This window comes from Enterobacter sp. JUb54 (genome assembly GCF_014298075.1).
In the GTDB taxonomy this organism is placed as follows: domain Bacteria; phylum Pseudomonadota; class Gammaproteobacteria; order Enterobacterales; family Enterobacteriaceae; genus Klebsiella; species Klebsiella lignicola.
This window is the reverse complement of the sequence record NZ_CP060418.1, coordinates 3,383,836-3,397,214: the sequence shown is the minus strand read 5'-3', so window position 1 is coordinate 3,397,214 and position 13,379 is coordinate 3,383,836. Positions and strand designations below refer to the sequence as shown.

At 55.6% G+C, this 13,379-nt stretch carries 10 protein-coding genes and 1 pseudogene; 3 read left to right on the top strand and 8 right to left on the bottom strand.

Annotated features, from left to right (window positions below):
* Nucleotides 1–729 precede the first annotated feature (729 nt).
* Nucleotides 730–1,320, bottom strand: a pseudogene (locus tag HF679_RS15680) (phosphorothioated DNA-binding restriction endonuclease); the annotation flags it as partial.
* A 179-nt stretch (nt 1,321–1,499) separates the two neighbouring features.
* On the opposite strand from HF679_RS15680, the gene HF679_RS15675 reads away from it, so the two are divergent.
* Nucleotides 1,500–2,150, top strand: a complete 651-nt coding sequence (locus HF679_RS15675) for an HNH endonuclease (protein WP_187042195.1) — start codon at nt 1,500–1,502, stop codon at nt 2,148–2,150.
* Nucleotides 2,151–2,170: 20 nt separating this feature from the next.
* On the opposite strand, the gene symE is transcribed toward HF679_RS15675, so the two are convergent.
* On the bottom strand, nt 2,171–2,503 hold the full coding sequence (gene symE / locus HF679_RS15670) for an endoribonuclease SymE (protein WP_123757953.1): 333 nt from the start codon (nt 2,501–2,503) through the stop codon (nt 2,171–2,173).
* Nucleotides 2,504–2,790: 287 nt separating this feature from the next.
* Nucleotides 2,791–2,949 carry a YqaE/Pmp3 family membrane protein gene (locus HF679_RS15665; protein WP_015585265.1) on the bottom strand — a complete coding sequence of 53 codons (159 nt, stop codon included), beginning with the start codon at nt 2,947–2,949 and terminating at the stop codon, nt 2,791–2,793.
* 311 nt (nt 2,950–3,260) lie between these two features.
* Here HF679_RS15665 and pspE point away from each other — a divergent pair, with 311 nt between their 5' ends.
* Nucleotides 3,261–3,566, top strand: a complete 306-nt coding sequence (gene pspE / locus HF679_RS15660; protein WP_410003359.1) for a thiosulfate sulfurtransferase PspE — start codon at nt 3,261–3,263, stop codon at nt 3,564–3,566.
* Between the two features lie 116 nt (nt 3,567–3,682).
* On the opposite strand, the gene HF679_RS15655 is transcribed toward pspE, so the two are convergent.
* Complete coding sequence (locus HF679_RS15655) at nt 3,683–5,227, bottom strand: MFS transporter (protein ID WP_123757955.1); 1,545 nt, start codon at nt 5,225–5,227, stop codon at nt 3,683–3,685.
* 22 nt (nt 5,228–5,249) lie between these two features.
* On the bottom strand, nt 5,250–6,656 hold the full coding sequence (gene uxaC, locus HF679_RS15650) for a glucuronate isomerase (RefSeq protein WP_187042193.1): 1,407 nt from the start codon (nt 6,654–6,656) through the stop codon (nt 5,250–5,252).
* A 464-nt stretch (nt 6,657–7,120) separates the two neighbouring features.
* On the opposite strand from uxaC, the gene uxuA reads away from it, so the two are divergent.
* Nucleotides 7,121–8,191: a mannonate dehydratase gene (gene uxuA / locus HF679_RS15645; RefSeq protein WP_123757957.1), complete on the top strand. Its 1,071-nt coding sequence runs from the start codon at nt 7,121–7,123 to the stop codon at nt 8,189–8,191.
* 52 nt (nt 8,192–8,243) lie between these two features.
* On the opposite strand, the gene HF679_RS15640 is transcribed toward uxuA, so the two are convergent.
* The 3 genes from HF679_RS15640 to HF679_RS15630 all read right to left on the bottom strand — a co-directional run bounded on the left by HF679_RS15640 (nt 8,244) and on the right by HF679_RS15630 (nt 13,359).
* Nucleotides 8,244–8,759, bottom strand: a complete 516-nt coding sequence (locus tag HF679_RS15640; RefSeq protein ID WP_187042192.1) for a DUF2867 domain-containing protein — start codon at nt 8,757–8,759, stop codon at nt 8,244–8,246.
* A gap of 131 nt (nt 8,760–8,890) precedes the next feature.
* Nucleotides 8,891–12,046, bottom strand: a complete 3,156-nt coding sequence (locus HF679_RS15635) for a CusA/CzcA family heavy metal efflux RND transporter (RefSeq protein ID WP_187042191.1) — start codon at nt 12,044–12,046, stop codon at nt 8,891–8,893.
* A gap of 11 nt (nt 12,047–12,057) precedes the next feature.
* Nucleotides 12,058–13,359, bottom strand: coding sequence for an efflux RND transporter periplasmic adaptor subunit (locus HF679_RS15630; RefSeq protein ID WP_123757984.1), 1,302 nt, complete (start codon nt 13,357–13,359; stop codon nt 12,058–12,060).
* Nucleotides 13,360–13,379 lie beyond the last annotated feature (20 nt).

Genomic DNA, 13,379 nt, shown 5'->3' with positions numbered 1-13,379 from the left:
GGTATCTGAATGGAAACCGGAGAAGGTCTTATTATTGTTACTGCCCCGCTCCGGCATAGGTACCGGTGGTGCCGTAAAAAATTAGTATTAGCCTAGTATATATTTTCTGGGTCTTCCCTGTCGTGCAGGAGGTGGAACCTCATTACATCCCCAGATTGGGTAATCATATTTCTGGTCTTCTTTTGTCAGATAACTGGCTATACGTCTTAAGCTGTTTGAGGCTTCATTATTGTGATATTCAACAACGTTGTTAATGTTGTCCCGATGATATTCATTTGGCTTGCATCTCTGAGACTTGCCTTCACCATGGGTAATCTCTAGCCACATTTCCTCCGCCTGTAAAATGAATGGGAATGACTTCTGATGTTCTTGAGCATTAAGATAGAAAATCGCATGGGCATGAACTACTCCTTCTGATGTCCATTCCAGTACCCAGAAAATACCAGTGACACCAGGAAGGTTCGTCATCGCCTGAGTGAGGTCTCTGAGATCATCCTGTATCTCAAATGAGGAATTACGAATAAATCTTTTAGTGCCTCGCTGGTAATCAAAATCCATTCGAAACGCCAGTATTTTGGAGTGACATGCCAGGATCTGATTAAGATGGTGGTTAATCATATTTAGCAGGAAGTCATTCGGGGTAATTTTCTTTAGATGTGGGTAATGTTTTTGCATTGCTCTGTTCCTTTGGATGAGTTCAAAGGAATTGGCACATCTGTTTTTTTGTATCAGCGCAACGGAAGTATTATCGTGGCGCATATTGAAGCCGCAGATGGCGCACTCGTAGTTATAGGCCCTAAGGACCTGCTGGCGGAACTGCGGATCGCGTTCCCTACGGATTTGCTGGAGACTAAAACCCATCTCGTCGGCGATCTCTTCCTGGATACTCTCCGGGAAATGGGTGTCGAGGATCTGATGTGCAAGGGTGTTAATCAGCTTGTTGTTGGCGGCGAGTAGCGAGTAATGCGCTTCGTCAAAACCTCCCGCCACGTGACAGGATTCCAGCTCTTTAGGCGGGGGCTGGTCGCTTCCTGTTGTCGAGCACAGCTCGGCGTTGTGAAGTTCCCAGAAGCCGTCGCCTTTTAAACGCCAGAAAGGCATATCCGGGCGGTATTGTGCACGCTGCGGGCCAAAGCGTTCCAGCAGACTACGCAGTTGATCGCGAATCTCAGACGTGTAATCAAACATCCGCGGGTGTCCACGCTGATATTGAGACAGCACGTGGAGTAACAACAGCGGCTTATGCGGTGCACGCTGCTCGCCTTTACGCCAGATTGTGATATTGGCAATCGCGTGTTGTAGGGTTTTACTGGATGCCATCGCGTCAGATCGTGAGCTAAATAATTGCGATGATGCTCGCAAAACACCACCTGTTCAAGCTTCTAAGCCCTGAGACCTAACATCGGTCTCGTTTAATTCATAATTTGAATGCATGTATTAGAAAGTGACTCGCCGCTTTACGTATAATAAAGCCTCTTTCGACAACATTAATTCACTCTATGAAAACGCTGCCTGACCATCTGCCACGCAAATATATCCTCGAAGCCATCCACGCTTACGATGCCGGTATCGCGCATCAATTCAAACCGGCGCGGTTGTATGAAGTGGAATTTGAAGGGCGTCGCTATCCCTCAAAAGCCATCGTGGGTATCGCCGCGACCCTGATGACGGGCGTGGAATTTACGCCGGCGGACTTTAGCGGTGGGGTTAAATCGAAGTGCGTCAGACTGCTGACCGAGCAAGGGTTTCGGATCATTCATGGTCCTGAAGAAAATGACCCGCCTGAGGAATATGTCTTCCCGGAGGAATGGCGGTCGGCGGCTGATTTTGTCGAAGGGGCGGCTACTCAGGTCCTGGTTAACCGCTACGAAAGGGATCGTCGCGCCCGGGAGGCCGCAATTCGCTACCATGGTTGTACGTGCAAAGTGTGCGGCCTTGATATGGAAAAACAATACGGGAATATTGGCAAAGGCTTTATTCACGTTCACCATCTGGTGCCGCTGTCGGCGATCAAACAGGATTACCAGCTGAACCCTAACACCGATCTCATTCCGGTATGTCCTAATTGCCACGCGATGCTGCACCGAACTCATCCGCCGTTAACACCGCAAGCATTACAACGCCTGCTGCAAGAAAATAAACGCTCCTGACCCATCAGGAGCAATGCTGATTACGCCCGCGCGCCTTTCCCCGCAATCACCCCAATAAACTCCTGAACCTGCTTTTGCTTTCTCGCCGACAGCTTCTCAACCCGGCGCATTGCCGCTTCCAGTTCCGGCTCGGGGTCAATTGCCGTCAGCACAATGCAGCCGTCCATCACGCGCACATCCACTTTAGTGCCCGTCGTAAACCCGGCGGCCTCCAGCCACTTGCCGCTCATGGTCAACGCCGCAAGGCGGCTGTGGTCGGCAAAACGACGCACATAACCCACGGTTAACTGGCGCTTATTTTTTGGCAATACTTCTGGTTCACCTGAATCTGAAATACAATCCACATCAGTCATAATGGCTATTCTCTATAAATAGTGATGGTGATGAGCGATGTGGGCGTGCAGTCACACGTTCATATCGCGACTAAATAACACCTGTGAATTTATCCAGTAATAAAAATAAAGTCCAGCTGAAAACAAAACATAATAAGAACCTTCTGCCTTGTTTTCAGAGTTAAATAAAAATGATAATGCGGCTGGATATATTTTGAAGAATAAATGAAGTGAATATAAACCGCGGGCAGGCCAGGTATCACCGAACAAATAAAAACGGCGCTGCTGCGCCGTACAGGTAACGTGGATCAATCGCGCGTTTGTACCCAGAAAGCATGAATCAGGCCGGGGATGTAGCCCAGCAGGGTCAGCACAATATTCAGAATAAATGCCCAGCCGAAGCCTTTACCTAACAGCACGCCGAGTGGTGGCAGAATAATCGTCAATACAATTCTCCAGAACCCCATATCTACTCCCTGGAAATAAAATCAATGAATTACAACGTGACGTTATCTTTAAGCATAGCCATTTTATCCCCGGCTTCCACTCTCCCTGCTTTTTTTACTCGCTTTTACACATGCATATAATCCATGAATGAATTATGGCTATTTGCTCTGAAATGCAACCCGTGCGAGGTTCCTGAACAGTTTCTCGTCATTTTCCAGATGAGGTCAAAGAACTGCAGGAATAATTTCACCTACTATGGCTGCCGATGTCAGGAAAAACAAAAAAGGAGAACTACCGTGATGTTTACTCTGGGTCAGACAGTCAAAAAACGATCGTAACGGGCGCTCTGCTCATGGCCTCCACGTCATTGTGGGCCGCTGAACACTGGATTGATGTCCGCACTCCCGACCAGTATCAGGAAACACATGTGGAAGGGGCGACAAACATTCCCCTGAAGCAGCTGGAAGCACGCATTGGCGAAGTCACCAAAGATAAAGACGACACGCTGCATCTGTACTGCAATACCGGCAACCAGTCCGGTAAAGCGGAAAAAATGCTGCAGGAGCTGGGGTATAAGCACGCCATCAATGAAGGCGGTCTGAAAGACGTCGAAAAAACACAGAAGATGGTGCAGTAGCTCGCGTTTCCCCCGGTGGGCTCACGCTCCGGGGCAGTAAAAAGCCGGTGTTCGCGAGAGGGCGATACACCGGCTTTTTTGCTTGTAGTACTGAGCCGTGCGGCAGCAGGCGCTTGTCAGTTGAGAACGGTGGTGGGTTCTCCCGCCTTTGCCCGCTCCGGCGGCGTGTCGCACCACAGCGTGTCATAGCGATAACCCGTCAGGTCTTCAACCACATGGCGTGCTTCAGGCGTCACTTCCTGCTTAAGACCGTTGGCCTTCAGGCGCTCAATCTCATCGACAAAAATCTTGTGCGTGCGCTTGTTCAGATGGAAGGTCAGCGCCTGCCACAACGCAATCAGCAGCAGCACGGCGGTTCCGGCAAACAGCAGCGTGGCGATGGTGTTGATGGCTTCCTGCGGCTGCGTCAGGCTGCCTTTCACGAAGCCGCCGCTTTGCAACAGCAGGCCCACGGCAAAGGTGGCGATGGCGACCGTCGTTTTCCGCGAGAAGGTCATCACGGCGGCAAACAGCCCTTCACGACGCTGGCGGGTGATCATCTCGTCAATATCGGGAATAAACGGGAAGACATTCCACGGTGTAAATTCCAGCACGCAGCGGCCAACCTGGTACACGCCGGCGAGGATCACCAACAGCATGACCTTGTTGTCGGTCGGGAACTGATACACCAGGAAGAAGCCGCCGAGGCACAGCAGCATCAGGCAGTAGGCGAAAACATACAGCCGGGAAGGGCCATACTTAATGATTGCCACGCCCGCCGCCAGGGTCACCGGCAGCCCGACAATACTCATCGACAGCAGCGAACCCGCCAGTGAAGAGGAGACCTGCAGGCAGTAGACGCAGAAGAAGACGAACACGGTGTTGTAGACATCTTTCGCCGTAAAGGAGAACAGATAAATTGCCAGGTGCTTACGGAACGCACGGACTTTCAGGGTTGAAGCATACTCCTTGAACAGGTTGCCAAAGGCCGCCAGTTTTTCAGCGCCGCTCGTCGGCTTCTGCTCTTTTTCCAGTTCCGCCAGCATCTCCGGCGTCAGCTCGCGTTCCCAGGTCACTTTCCACGAAATAAATACGCAGATCATAAACATCACGGCAAACACCACGCCGTTGATCAGATACGCATCGGCGTTGTTTTCCCCCAGCGCGGCAATCAGCAGGCCAGGAATAAAGGTCGCCAGAAAGGTCCCGGAGGCCGACAGGAACATGCGGCAGGTGGACAGCTTGGTCCGGCCATTAAAATCTTTGGTCATCTCTGAAGGCAGCGTCTCCCACGGGATCAGCACCATGGCGGCGATGATCTCAAAGGCCAGATACACCGCCAGATAGAACCAGTAATTCATGCCGTCCAGCCACAGCAGGGTGTAAACCAGCATCAGCGGGGCGCCGATCAGCAGGAAGAACCGGCGACGGCCAAATTTCTTACCGAGATAGTTTTTATAAAAGTGGTCCGTGAAGCTGCCCATAAACAGGCTCACGACCGCATCGACGATCCGCGCGATAGCCACAATCGACGCCGCTTCAATCGGCGACAGGCCGACAAACGTGGTGTAGAAGAACAGCAGCCAGGCGCCGATAACGGTAAATGCGCCGCCGCCCATGATGTCCGTCAGGCCGTAGCCGATACTGACGGGGATGGTTACCTTTCTGTTTTTACGGGTCATGCTTTATCCCTGTCTCTGGCGATCAAAAACGAAAATAACGGCGGGCGTTGTCCACGCAAATTCCGCGGATCATGGTGTCGAGGATGTCGCGATCGTCCGGGACTTCGCCGCGCTCGACCCAGCCACCCACCAGGTCGCAGAGGATCCGGCGGAAATAGTCATGGCGGGTATAGGAGACAAAGCTGCGGGAGTCGGTGAGCATGCCGATAAAGTTGGCCAGCAAGCCCTGATCGGCCAGCGCGTTCAGCTGGTTGACCATGCCGCGTCGCGTATCGTTAAACCACCACCCGGAGCCGAACTGCAGCGGCGATTTCATGCCGTCTTCACCGCTCTGGAAGTTGGCGATGGTGGAGGCCACCACCTCGTTGTCGCGGGCGTTGAGGTTATAAACAATGGTTTTAGGCAGGCCGTTATTTTCGACCATGGCGTTGAGCAACGCGTTGAGGCTCTGCGCCAGGTGGGTCTGATCGCCAATGGAGTCAAAGCCACAGTTGATGCCAACCTGATTGAACATCGGCTGGTTGTTGTTCCGAATGGCGCCAAAGTGGATCTGCATGGCCCAGTCGCGTTGCTTGTACATTTTGGCCAGCGCGACAAATATCATGCTGTCCCAGGCCTGACATTCGTCTTCCGTCAGCGCATCGCCTGCCAGCCGACGCTGAAACAGTGCGGCCTGACCGGCGGCGTCGAGCGGGCGGAAACGGATCTCCAGCGGCCCGTGGTCCGACACGCGACAGCCGGCGTCGTGGAAAAAGCTCACCCGCGCTTCGAGGGCGGCGAGGAAGGTCTCCAGCGAGGTGATAGTCTGCTGCGTTTTCTGCGCCAACTGCGAGACAAACGTCAGGAAGCGGTCGGGATGGGCGTCGAACAGCTCATCCGGGCGGAAGGTGGGCAGAACCCGGGGGGCGAAATCGGCCTTTGTCGCCAGCAGCTGGTGCCAGGTCAGATCGTCGAGCGGGCCGTCGGTGGTGCACAGCGCTTCGACGTTGGAGCGGCAGATCAGCGCCTGCGGTAAAAAATCATCCTGACGCAACTGCGCATTACAGCGCGCCATGATATCGCGCCAGTTTTTACTGTTGAGAGTGTCGTCGATGCCAAAATAGTGTTTCAGCTCAAGGTGGGTCCAGTGATACAGCGGATTGCCAAAGCTGGATTCGACCGTCTGCGCCCAGGCGGCAAATTTTTCCTCCGCGCTGGCTTGTCCCGTAATGTACCGTTCGGCAATGCCGTTGGCCCGCATCGCGCGCCATTTATAATGATCGCCTTCCAGCCACAGCTGGGTGATATCGCGAAACGGTTTATTTTCCCAAATCGCTTTGGCGTCAAGATGACAGTGGTAATCAATAATCGGCAATGCTTTTGCTACGTCAGAATATAACCGCTGCCCTGGCTCGTTGTTTATCATGAAATGATTATTTATCAGCGACATACCTACTCCATAAACGGTGCTGCTTGCGCTAAAGGTTCCCGCGGCGAGGCGGGGTTCGGTGCATTACGGGAATTCAAGGAGGACGAGGGTAAACCCTCTTTTCATTTAACGTCTACTACCATACAAGATGCGATAATAAAAATGTGAGCTACCGCATGTTATTACCTGTCAGGCAGGTTAAGGGCTGGGGTAAATGCGGTGATATTTATTTTTCTGTTAATAAATAACGGTGTTGGTGTAAGTCTAAAAAATTAAATTCATTATTTTCTTTTACAGCAACAAAACAATAATTCCCACAGTTTGGCCTTCACCCGTTGCGTTCGTGAAATAGATTTCTTGCGTCGCTGCACTCTTTTTTTATCGGGTGGTTGATCGGCGGGGTATTAGTGCATATGCTAGTCAATACTAGTATGGTACTTACTCATCAACATGATGCACTGACGCAACGAAAAGGTGGATACGAAATGCAGATGACAATGCGCTGGTTTGGGCCACAGGAAGATAAAATCCCGCTGGAATATATCCGGCAGGTGCCGGGTGTCGAGGGGGTGGTGGGGGCGCTGTATGACGTGGCTCCCGGCGAAGTGTGGCCCGTCGACAAAATTCAGGCGCTGGTGAAACAGGCTCACGACGCGGGCCTGACGATGGAAGTGATTGAAAGCGTTAATATTCATGACGATATTAAAATTGGTACCCCCGAACGCGACCGCTATATCGAAAACTACAAGCAAACCATCCGTAACCTGGCGGGCTTTGGGGTAAAGGTCATCTGCTATAACTTCATGCCGGTGTTTGACTGGATGAAGACCGACATGAATTACGTCCTGCCGGACGGTTCCCTCACCATGGCCTTCGAAAAGCACGGCATTGATAAGAGCCTGGAAGAGGTGGTCAAAGAGGTGCTCGATAACGCCAACGGCTTTGCGTTACCGGGCTGGGAGCCAGAGCGTCTGGCAAAAGTGCAGGAACTCTTCGCCCGCTATGATGGGGTGGATGACGATAAACTGCGCGAGAACCTGTTCTATTTCCTGCGGGCGATTATTCCGGTCTGCGAAGAAGTGGGCGTGAAAATGGCGATTCACCCGGACGATCCGCCGTATTCTATTTTCGGTCTGCCGCGGGTCGTTAAAAACCATGCGGACCTGACGAAGATTTGCGACGCCGTCGATTCTCCGGCCAACGGAATTACGCTGTGCACCGGCTCAATTGCCGAAGACCCGAATAACAACGTCTATGAAATCCTTGCTGAATTTACGCGCCGCAAGCGGATCCACTTTGCCCATGTGCGCAATATCAAGCTGATTAAAGACAAAGACTTCTACGAATCGGCGCACCCTTCGCAGTACGGCTCGCTGGATATGTACCGCGTGATGCAGGCGCTGCACGATAACGGTTTTGACGGGTATATTCGCCCCGACCACGGCCGCTTTATCTGGGGAGAGACCGGGCGTCCGGGATACGGGCTGTTCGACCGCGCCTTAGGGGTAACCTACCTGATGGGGCTGTGGGAAGCGCTGGAGAAAAAACGCGTCTGACGTTCGTCGCCGGGGGTAGCAGGCCCCCGGTTGGCGTTGCGTGGTAGGTGGCTTAGTGCCAGCCCCGTGCCGCCGCTCTCTTAAGCATGGCGCGCACCACCAGGCGATGGAAGGGCGCAATCAGCGTGATATACAGCTTCCCGGTCCGGTTATGGCAGTGCACCACGGAGGCCAGCACAACCTCTCTTTTATCCTCTTCACCGCAGTGACGCTGTAGCACCGAGATCCTGAAATCCAGATGCCGGTCATCGGCGCCGATGATCAGCTCGTTGCTCTCTACGGCGATTACCGGAAAGAAATCGATGTGCGGCATACCGCCTGCAACCAGCGCGGCGCGCATTTGCGTGGAGGAGTGGATGCCAAAGGGTTTGACCATGATATCCCGGCAGGCCAGCAGCCATCTGAACCAGCGCGGTGGCCTCTCCAGGACCTGATGAGCCAAGGCGTTGATATCAGAAGGCGCATCTGGCGGCAGCGTGATGGCGAAAGCATCAGCAAGCTCGGGTGATGCAAAGAGATTTACGATCCGGCTATTTCCGGGTAACGGCACGGTACGAACGGTTTGCAAGGCGATCCCTCTGCTGGTGGTGGCATCCGATGACCAGTGTAGTGCGATCCCCTGTTTTTGCGAGAGCCGACCGTGCTGTCCCGAGGTGATAAAAAAGGGCGCCGTGTTGACGCCCTCTTGGTATCCGCCGCTTACGATGACGCGGGCGGTTTCTGCCGGTGGCGGTACAGCCACATCAGCTTATAGGCCGCCGGGATGATAAACAGCGACAGCAGCGGGGCGGTGATCATTCCGCCGATCATCGGCGCGGCGATACGGCTCATCACCTCCGATCCCGCGCCGGTTCCCCATAAAATCGGCAGCAGACCGGCGATAATCACCGCCACGGTCATCGCCTTTGGCCGCACGCGCAGCACCGCGCCTTGATACAGCGCTTCGTCGAGCCGCTCGGCGCTGAAGGTCTGCGGATTTTCCAGCGTCGGGTCGGCCTCAATGGCGTGGCGCAGGTACATCAGCATCACCACGCCAAACTCCGCCGCCACCCCGGCCAGCGCGATAAACCCGGTGCCGGTCGCCACGGACAGGTGGAACCCCATGGCGTAGAGGAACCAGATCCCGCCAACGAGGGCGAACGGCACGCTGGTGATGATCAACAAGGCTTCACCAAAACGGCGGAAGGCCAGATAGAGCAGCACGAAAATGATCATCAGCGTCATCGGCACCATCAGTTTTAACTTCTGGTTAGCGCGTTCGAGCAGCTCAAACTGCCCGGAGTAAGAGACGCTGATGCCCGGCTTCAGCTTCACCTGCTGGGCGATGACCTGCTGCAGATCGTGCACCACCGAGACCATGTCGCGATCGCGGGCGTCGATGTAGATCCAACTTGCCGGGCGGGCGTTCTCGGTTTTCAGCATCGAAGGGCCGGTCACCACCTTCACGTCGGCCACGTCGCCGAGGGTGATCTGCTGCTTCAGCGGCGTCAGGATCGGCAGCTGGCGCAGGGCTTCCGGGCTGTCGCGATAGCTCTGCGGGTAGCGAATGTTGATCGGGTAGCGTTCAACGCCTTCGACCGTTTCGCCCACCATGGCGCCGCCGATGGCGGAGGAGACGAACAGCTGGACGTCGCCGATGGTCATGCCGTAGCGGGCGGCTTTCTCGCGCTGAATATCGATGTTGAGATAGCGTCCGCCCACCAGGCGTTCCGCCAGCGCCGAGGTGACGCCCGGCACGGTACGGGCGACAACTTCGATCCGTTCGGCGACCTCGTCGATATCGGACAGCACCGTCCCGGAGACCTTAATGCCGATCGGGCTTTTGATCCCGGTGGAGAGCATATCAATGCGGTTGCGGATCGGCGGCACCCATAGATTCGCCAGCCCCGGCAGGCGCACGGTTTTATCCAGCTCCTCGATAATCTTCTCCATGGTCATTCCCGGCCGCCACTGATCCTGCGGCTTAAGCTGAATGGTGGTTTCGACCATTTCCAGCGGCGCGGAGTCGGTGGCGGTCTCCGCTTTACCGGTCTTGCCGAACACCCGGGCCACTTCTGGCACGGTCATGATCAGCTTGTCGGTTTTCTGCAGCATATCTGCCGCCTGCGCCGCCGAGATCCCCGGCAGCGTCGAGGGCATATACAGCAGGTCGCCTTCATTAATCTGCGGCAGGAATTCGCCGCCGACGCGGTTAAGCGGCCAGATGATGGTGAGGATCGACAGCAGGGCAATCAGCAGCGTGGTCTTTGGCCAGTGCAGGACCTTCAGCAGCAGCGGATGGTAGATGCGGATCAGGAAGCGGTTGAGCGGGTTGCTGGTTTCCGCTGGGATCTTACCGCGGATCCAGAATCCCATCAGGATCGGGATCACCACGATCGCCAGCAGCGCCGCGCCCGCCATGGACCAGGTTTTGGTAAAGGCGAGGGGGCCAAACAGTTTCCCCTCCTGGCCTTCGAGGGTGAAAATCGGGATGAACGACAGGGTGATAATCAACAGGCTGATAAACAGCGCCGGGCCAACCTCCACCGAGGCGTCGGTGATGATTTTCCAGCGCGTGTCGTTACTGAGCTTTTGCTGTGGATGGTGATGCTGCCACTCTTCCAGCCGTTTATGGGCGTTTTCAATCATCACGATGGCGGCGTCCACCATCGCCCCGACGGCAATGGCGATCCCGCCGAGCGACATAATATTGGCGTTCAGTCCCTGGAAATGCATCACGATAAAGGCGATACACAGGCCGAGCGGCAGAGAAATAATCGCCACCAGGGCGGAGCGGATGTGCCACAGGAACAGGGCGCAGACCAGCGCCACCACGATAAACTCTTCCAGCAGTTTGTAGCTGAGGTTGTCGATCGCCCGGTCGATCAACTGGCTGCGATCGTAGGTGGTGACGATCTCCACGCCGGGCGGCAGGCTGCCTTTCAGCGTCTCCAGCTTGTCTTTCACCGCGGCGATCACGTCGCGGGCATTCTTGCCGGAGCGCAGGATCACCACGCCGCCGGCCACTTCGCCTTCGCCGTTCAGTTCGGCAATACCGCGGCGCATTTCCGGGCCAATTTGCACGCGGGCGACATCGCGCAGGTAGACCGGCACGCCGTTCGCGCCGGTTTTCAGCACGATGTTGTTGAAGTCATCCAGCGTCTGCAGATAGCCGCTGGCGCGTACCATATACTCCGCTTCCGCCAGTTCGACCGACGAGCCGCCCGCCTCCTGGTTCGAGGCATCCAGCGCCGATTTCACCATCGACAGGCTGATGCCGTACTGGGTCAGCTTCTGCGGGTCGACGACAATCTGATACTCTTTGACCACGCCGCCCACCGACGCCACTTCGGAGACGTTGGGGATGGTTTTCAGCTCATACTTCAAAAACCAGTCCTGCAGCGAGCGCAGTTCGGCAAGGTCATGCTTACCGCTGCGGTCGACCAGGGCGTATTCAAAGATCCAGCCCACGCCGGTGGCATCGGGGCCCATCTCGGCGCTGACGCCTGAGGGCAGCTTGCTCTGCACCTGATTGAGATATTCCAGCACGCGGGAGCGCGCCCAGTACGGGTCGGTACCGTCTTCAAAAATCACGTACACGTAGGAGTCGCCAAACTGCGAGAAGCCGCGCACCGTTTTGGCGCCCGGCACCGACAGCATGGTGGTGGTCAGCGGCCAGGTGACCTGGTTTTCAACGATCTGCGGCGCCTGACCGGGATAGCTGGTCTTGACGATCACCTGCACATCGGAGAGGTCCGGCAGGGCATCGACCGGCGTATGCACGATGGTCCAGGTGCCCCAGATACTGAGAAACAGCGCGCCCATCATCACCAGAAAACGGTTGGCCACCGAGCGACGGATTATCCATTCAATCATTTGTCATTTCCTCAGTGGACGTGTGCCGCCGGTGCTGCGCTTGCCGGAGCCGTACTTGCTGGTGTTGCGGCAGGCGTCTGCGCGCGCATGCGATCCAGCGCCCCGGAGATATTGGCTTCTGAATCAATCAGGAACAGGCCGCTGGAGACCACGTTCTCGCCTTCGCTGAGGCCGCTGCGCACCGCGGTCATGCCGTTGGATTGCTGGAAGACGTCGATACGTTTCGGCACGAAGCGCCCGTCGCTATCGACGGTGATCACCCGTTGCTCGGTGCCGGTATCGATCAGCGCTTTAGAAGGGATCAGCAGCATCGGCTGACTTTGCGTGCTCAGCCGGAGCCAGGCGTTCATTCCCGGCTTCAGCGCTTCATCCGGGTTGTCCACCTGCAGGCGCAGCTGGAGGGTGCGGGTCTCGGCATCGGCGCTGGGCAAAATGGTCCATTTGCTGATGGTGAAGGTCTTATCGGGCCACGCCGGAACCGAGATCGTAAACTGCGAGCTGTCTTTGAGCAGCCAGGCGATAGATTCCGGCACTGCGGCGCTGATCCACACCGGGTCCATCCCCTGAATCTTCGCCACTACGTTATCTTTGGTGATGTTCATCCCGCTGCGTAAATCAAACGCGGTAATCACGCCGTCGATGGGCGCTTTGAGGGTGAAGCGGGTCTGGATTTTGCGCGTCGCTTTGAGGCGACGAATATCCTCCTCCGGCATCCCGGCGAGGCGCAGGCGCTCGAGGATCCCCTCTACCTGGGTGGCGGTGCCGCCGGTTTCCCGCAGCAGTAAATATTCACTCTGGGCTTCGACCCAGTCGGGGATCGTCAGGTCGACCAGCGGCGTGCCCTGGCGGATTTTATCGCCGACGGTCAGAGGGTAAACCTTGTCGATAAACCCCGCCGAGCGTGCCTGGACAATGACAAACTGATATTCGTTAAAGCTGACGCTCGCCGGAAGCAGCTGCGAGAAATGCAGCGGCCCGCGGCGCACGGGTTCGGTTTTTAAGCCCAGGTTTTGGGTTTGCGTCGGGTCGATGCGCACACCGGGCGTGCTGGACGCCGCTGCGTCTTCATCGGCATATTTTGCTACCAGGTCCATGTCCATAAACGGCGACTTTCCCGGCTTATCAAAACGGGTGTTGGGGTACATCGGGTCATACCAGAACAAGACTTTACGGGCGGCGTGTTCGCCGCTCGCCACCGCGCTGTCTGCTACGGCGGGGGGCGAAAAATAGCGATACAGGCCTGCGGAGATAAGACCGCCAATCAGCATACTGCCGATGATTAGCGCACTGTTTTTGCGGGTGAACGATGCCATATCTTTATCCATATCAACGT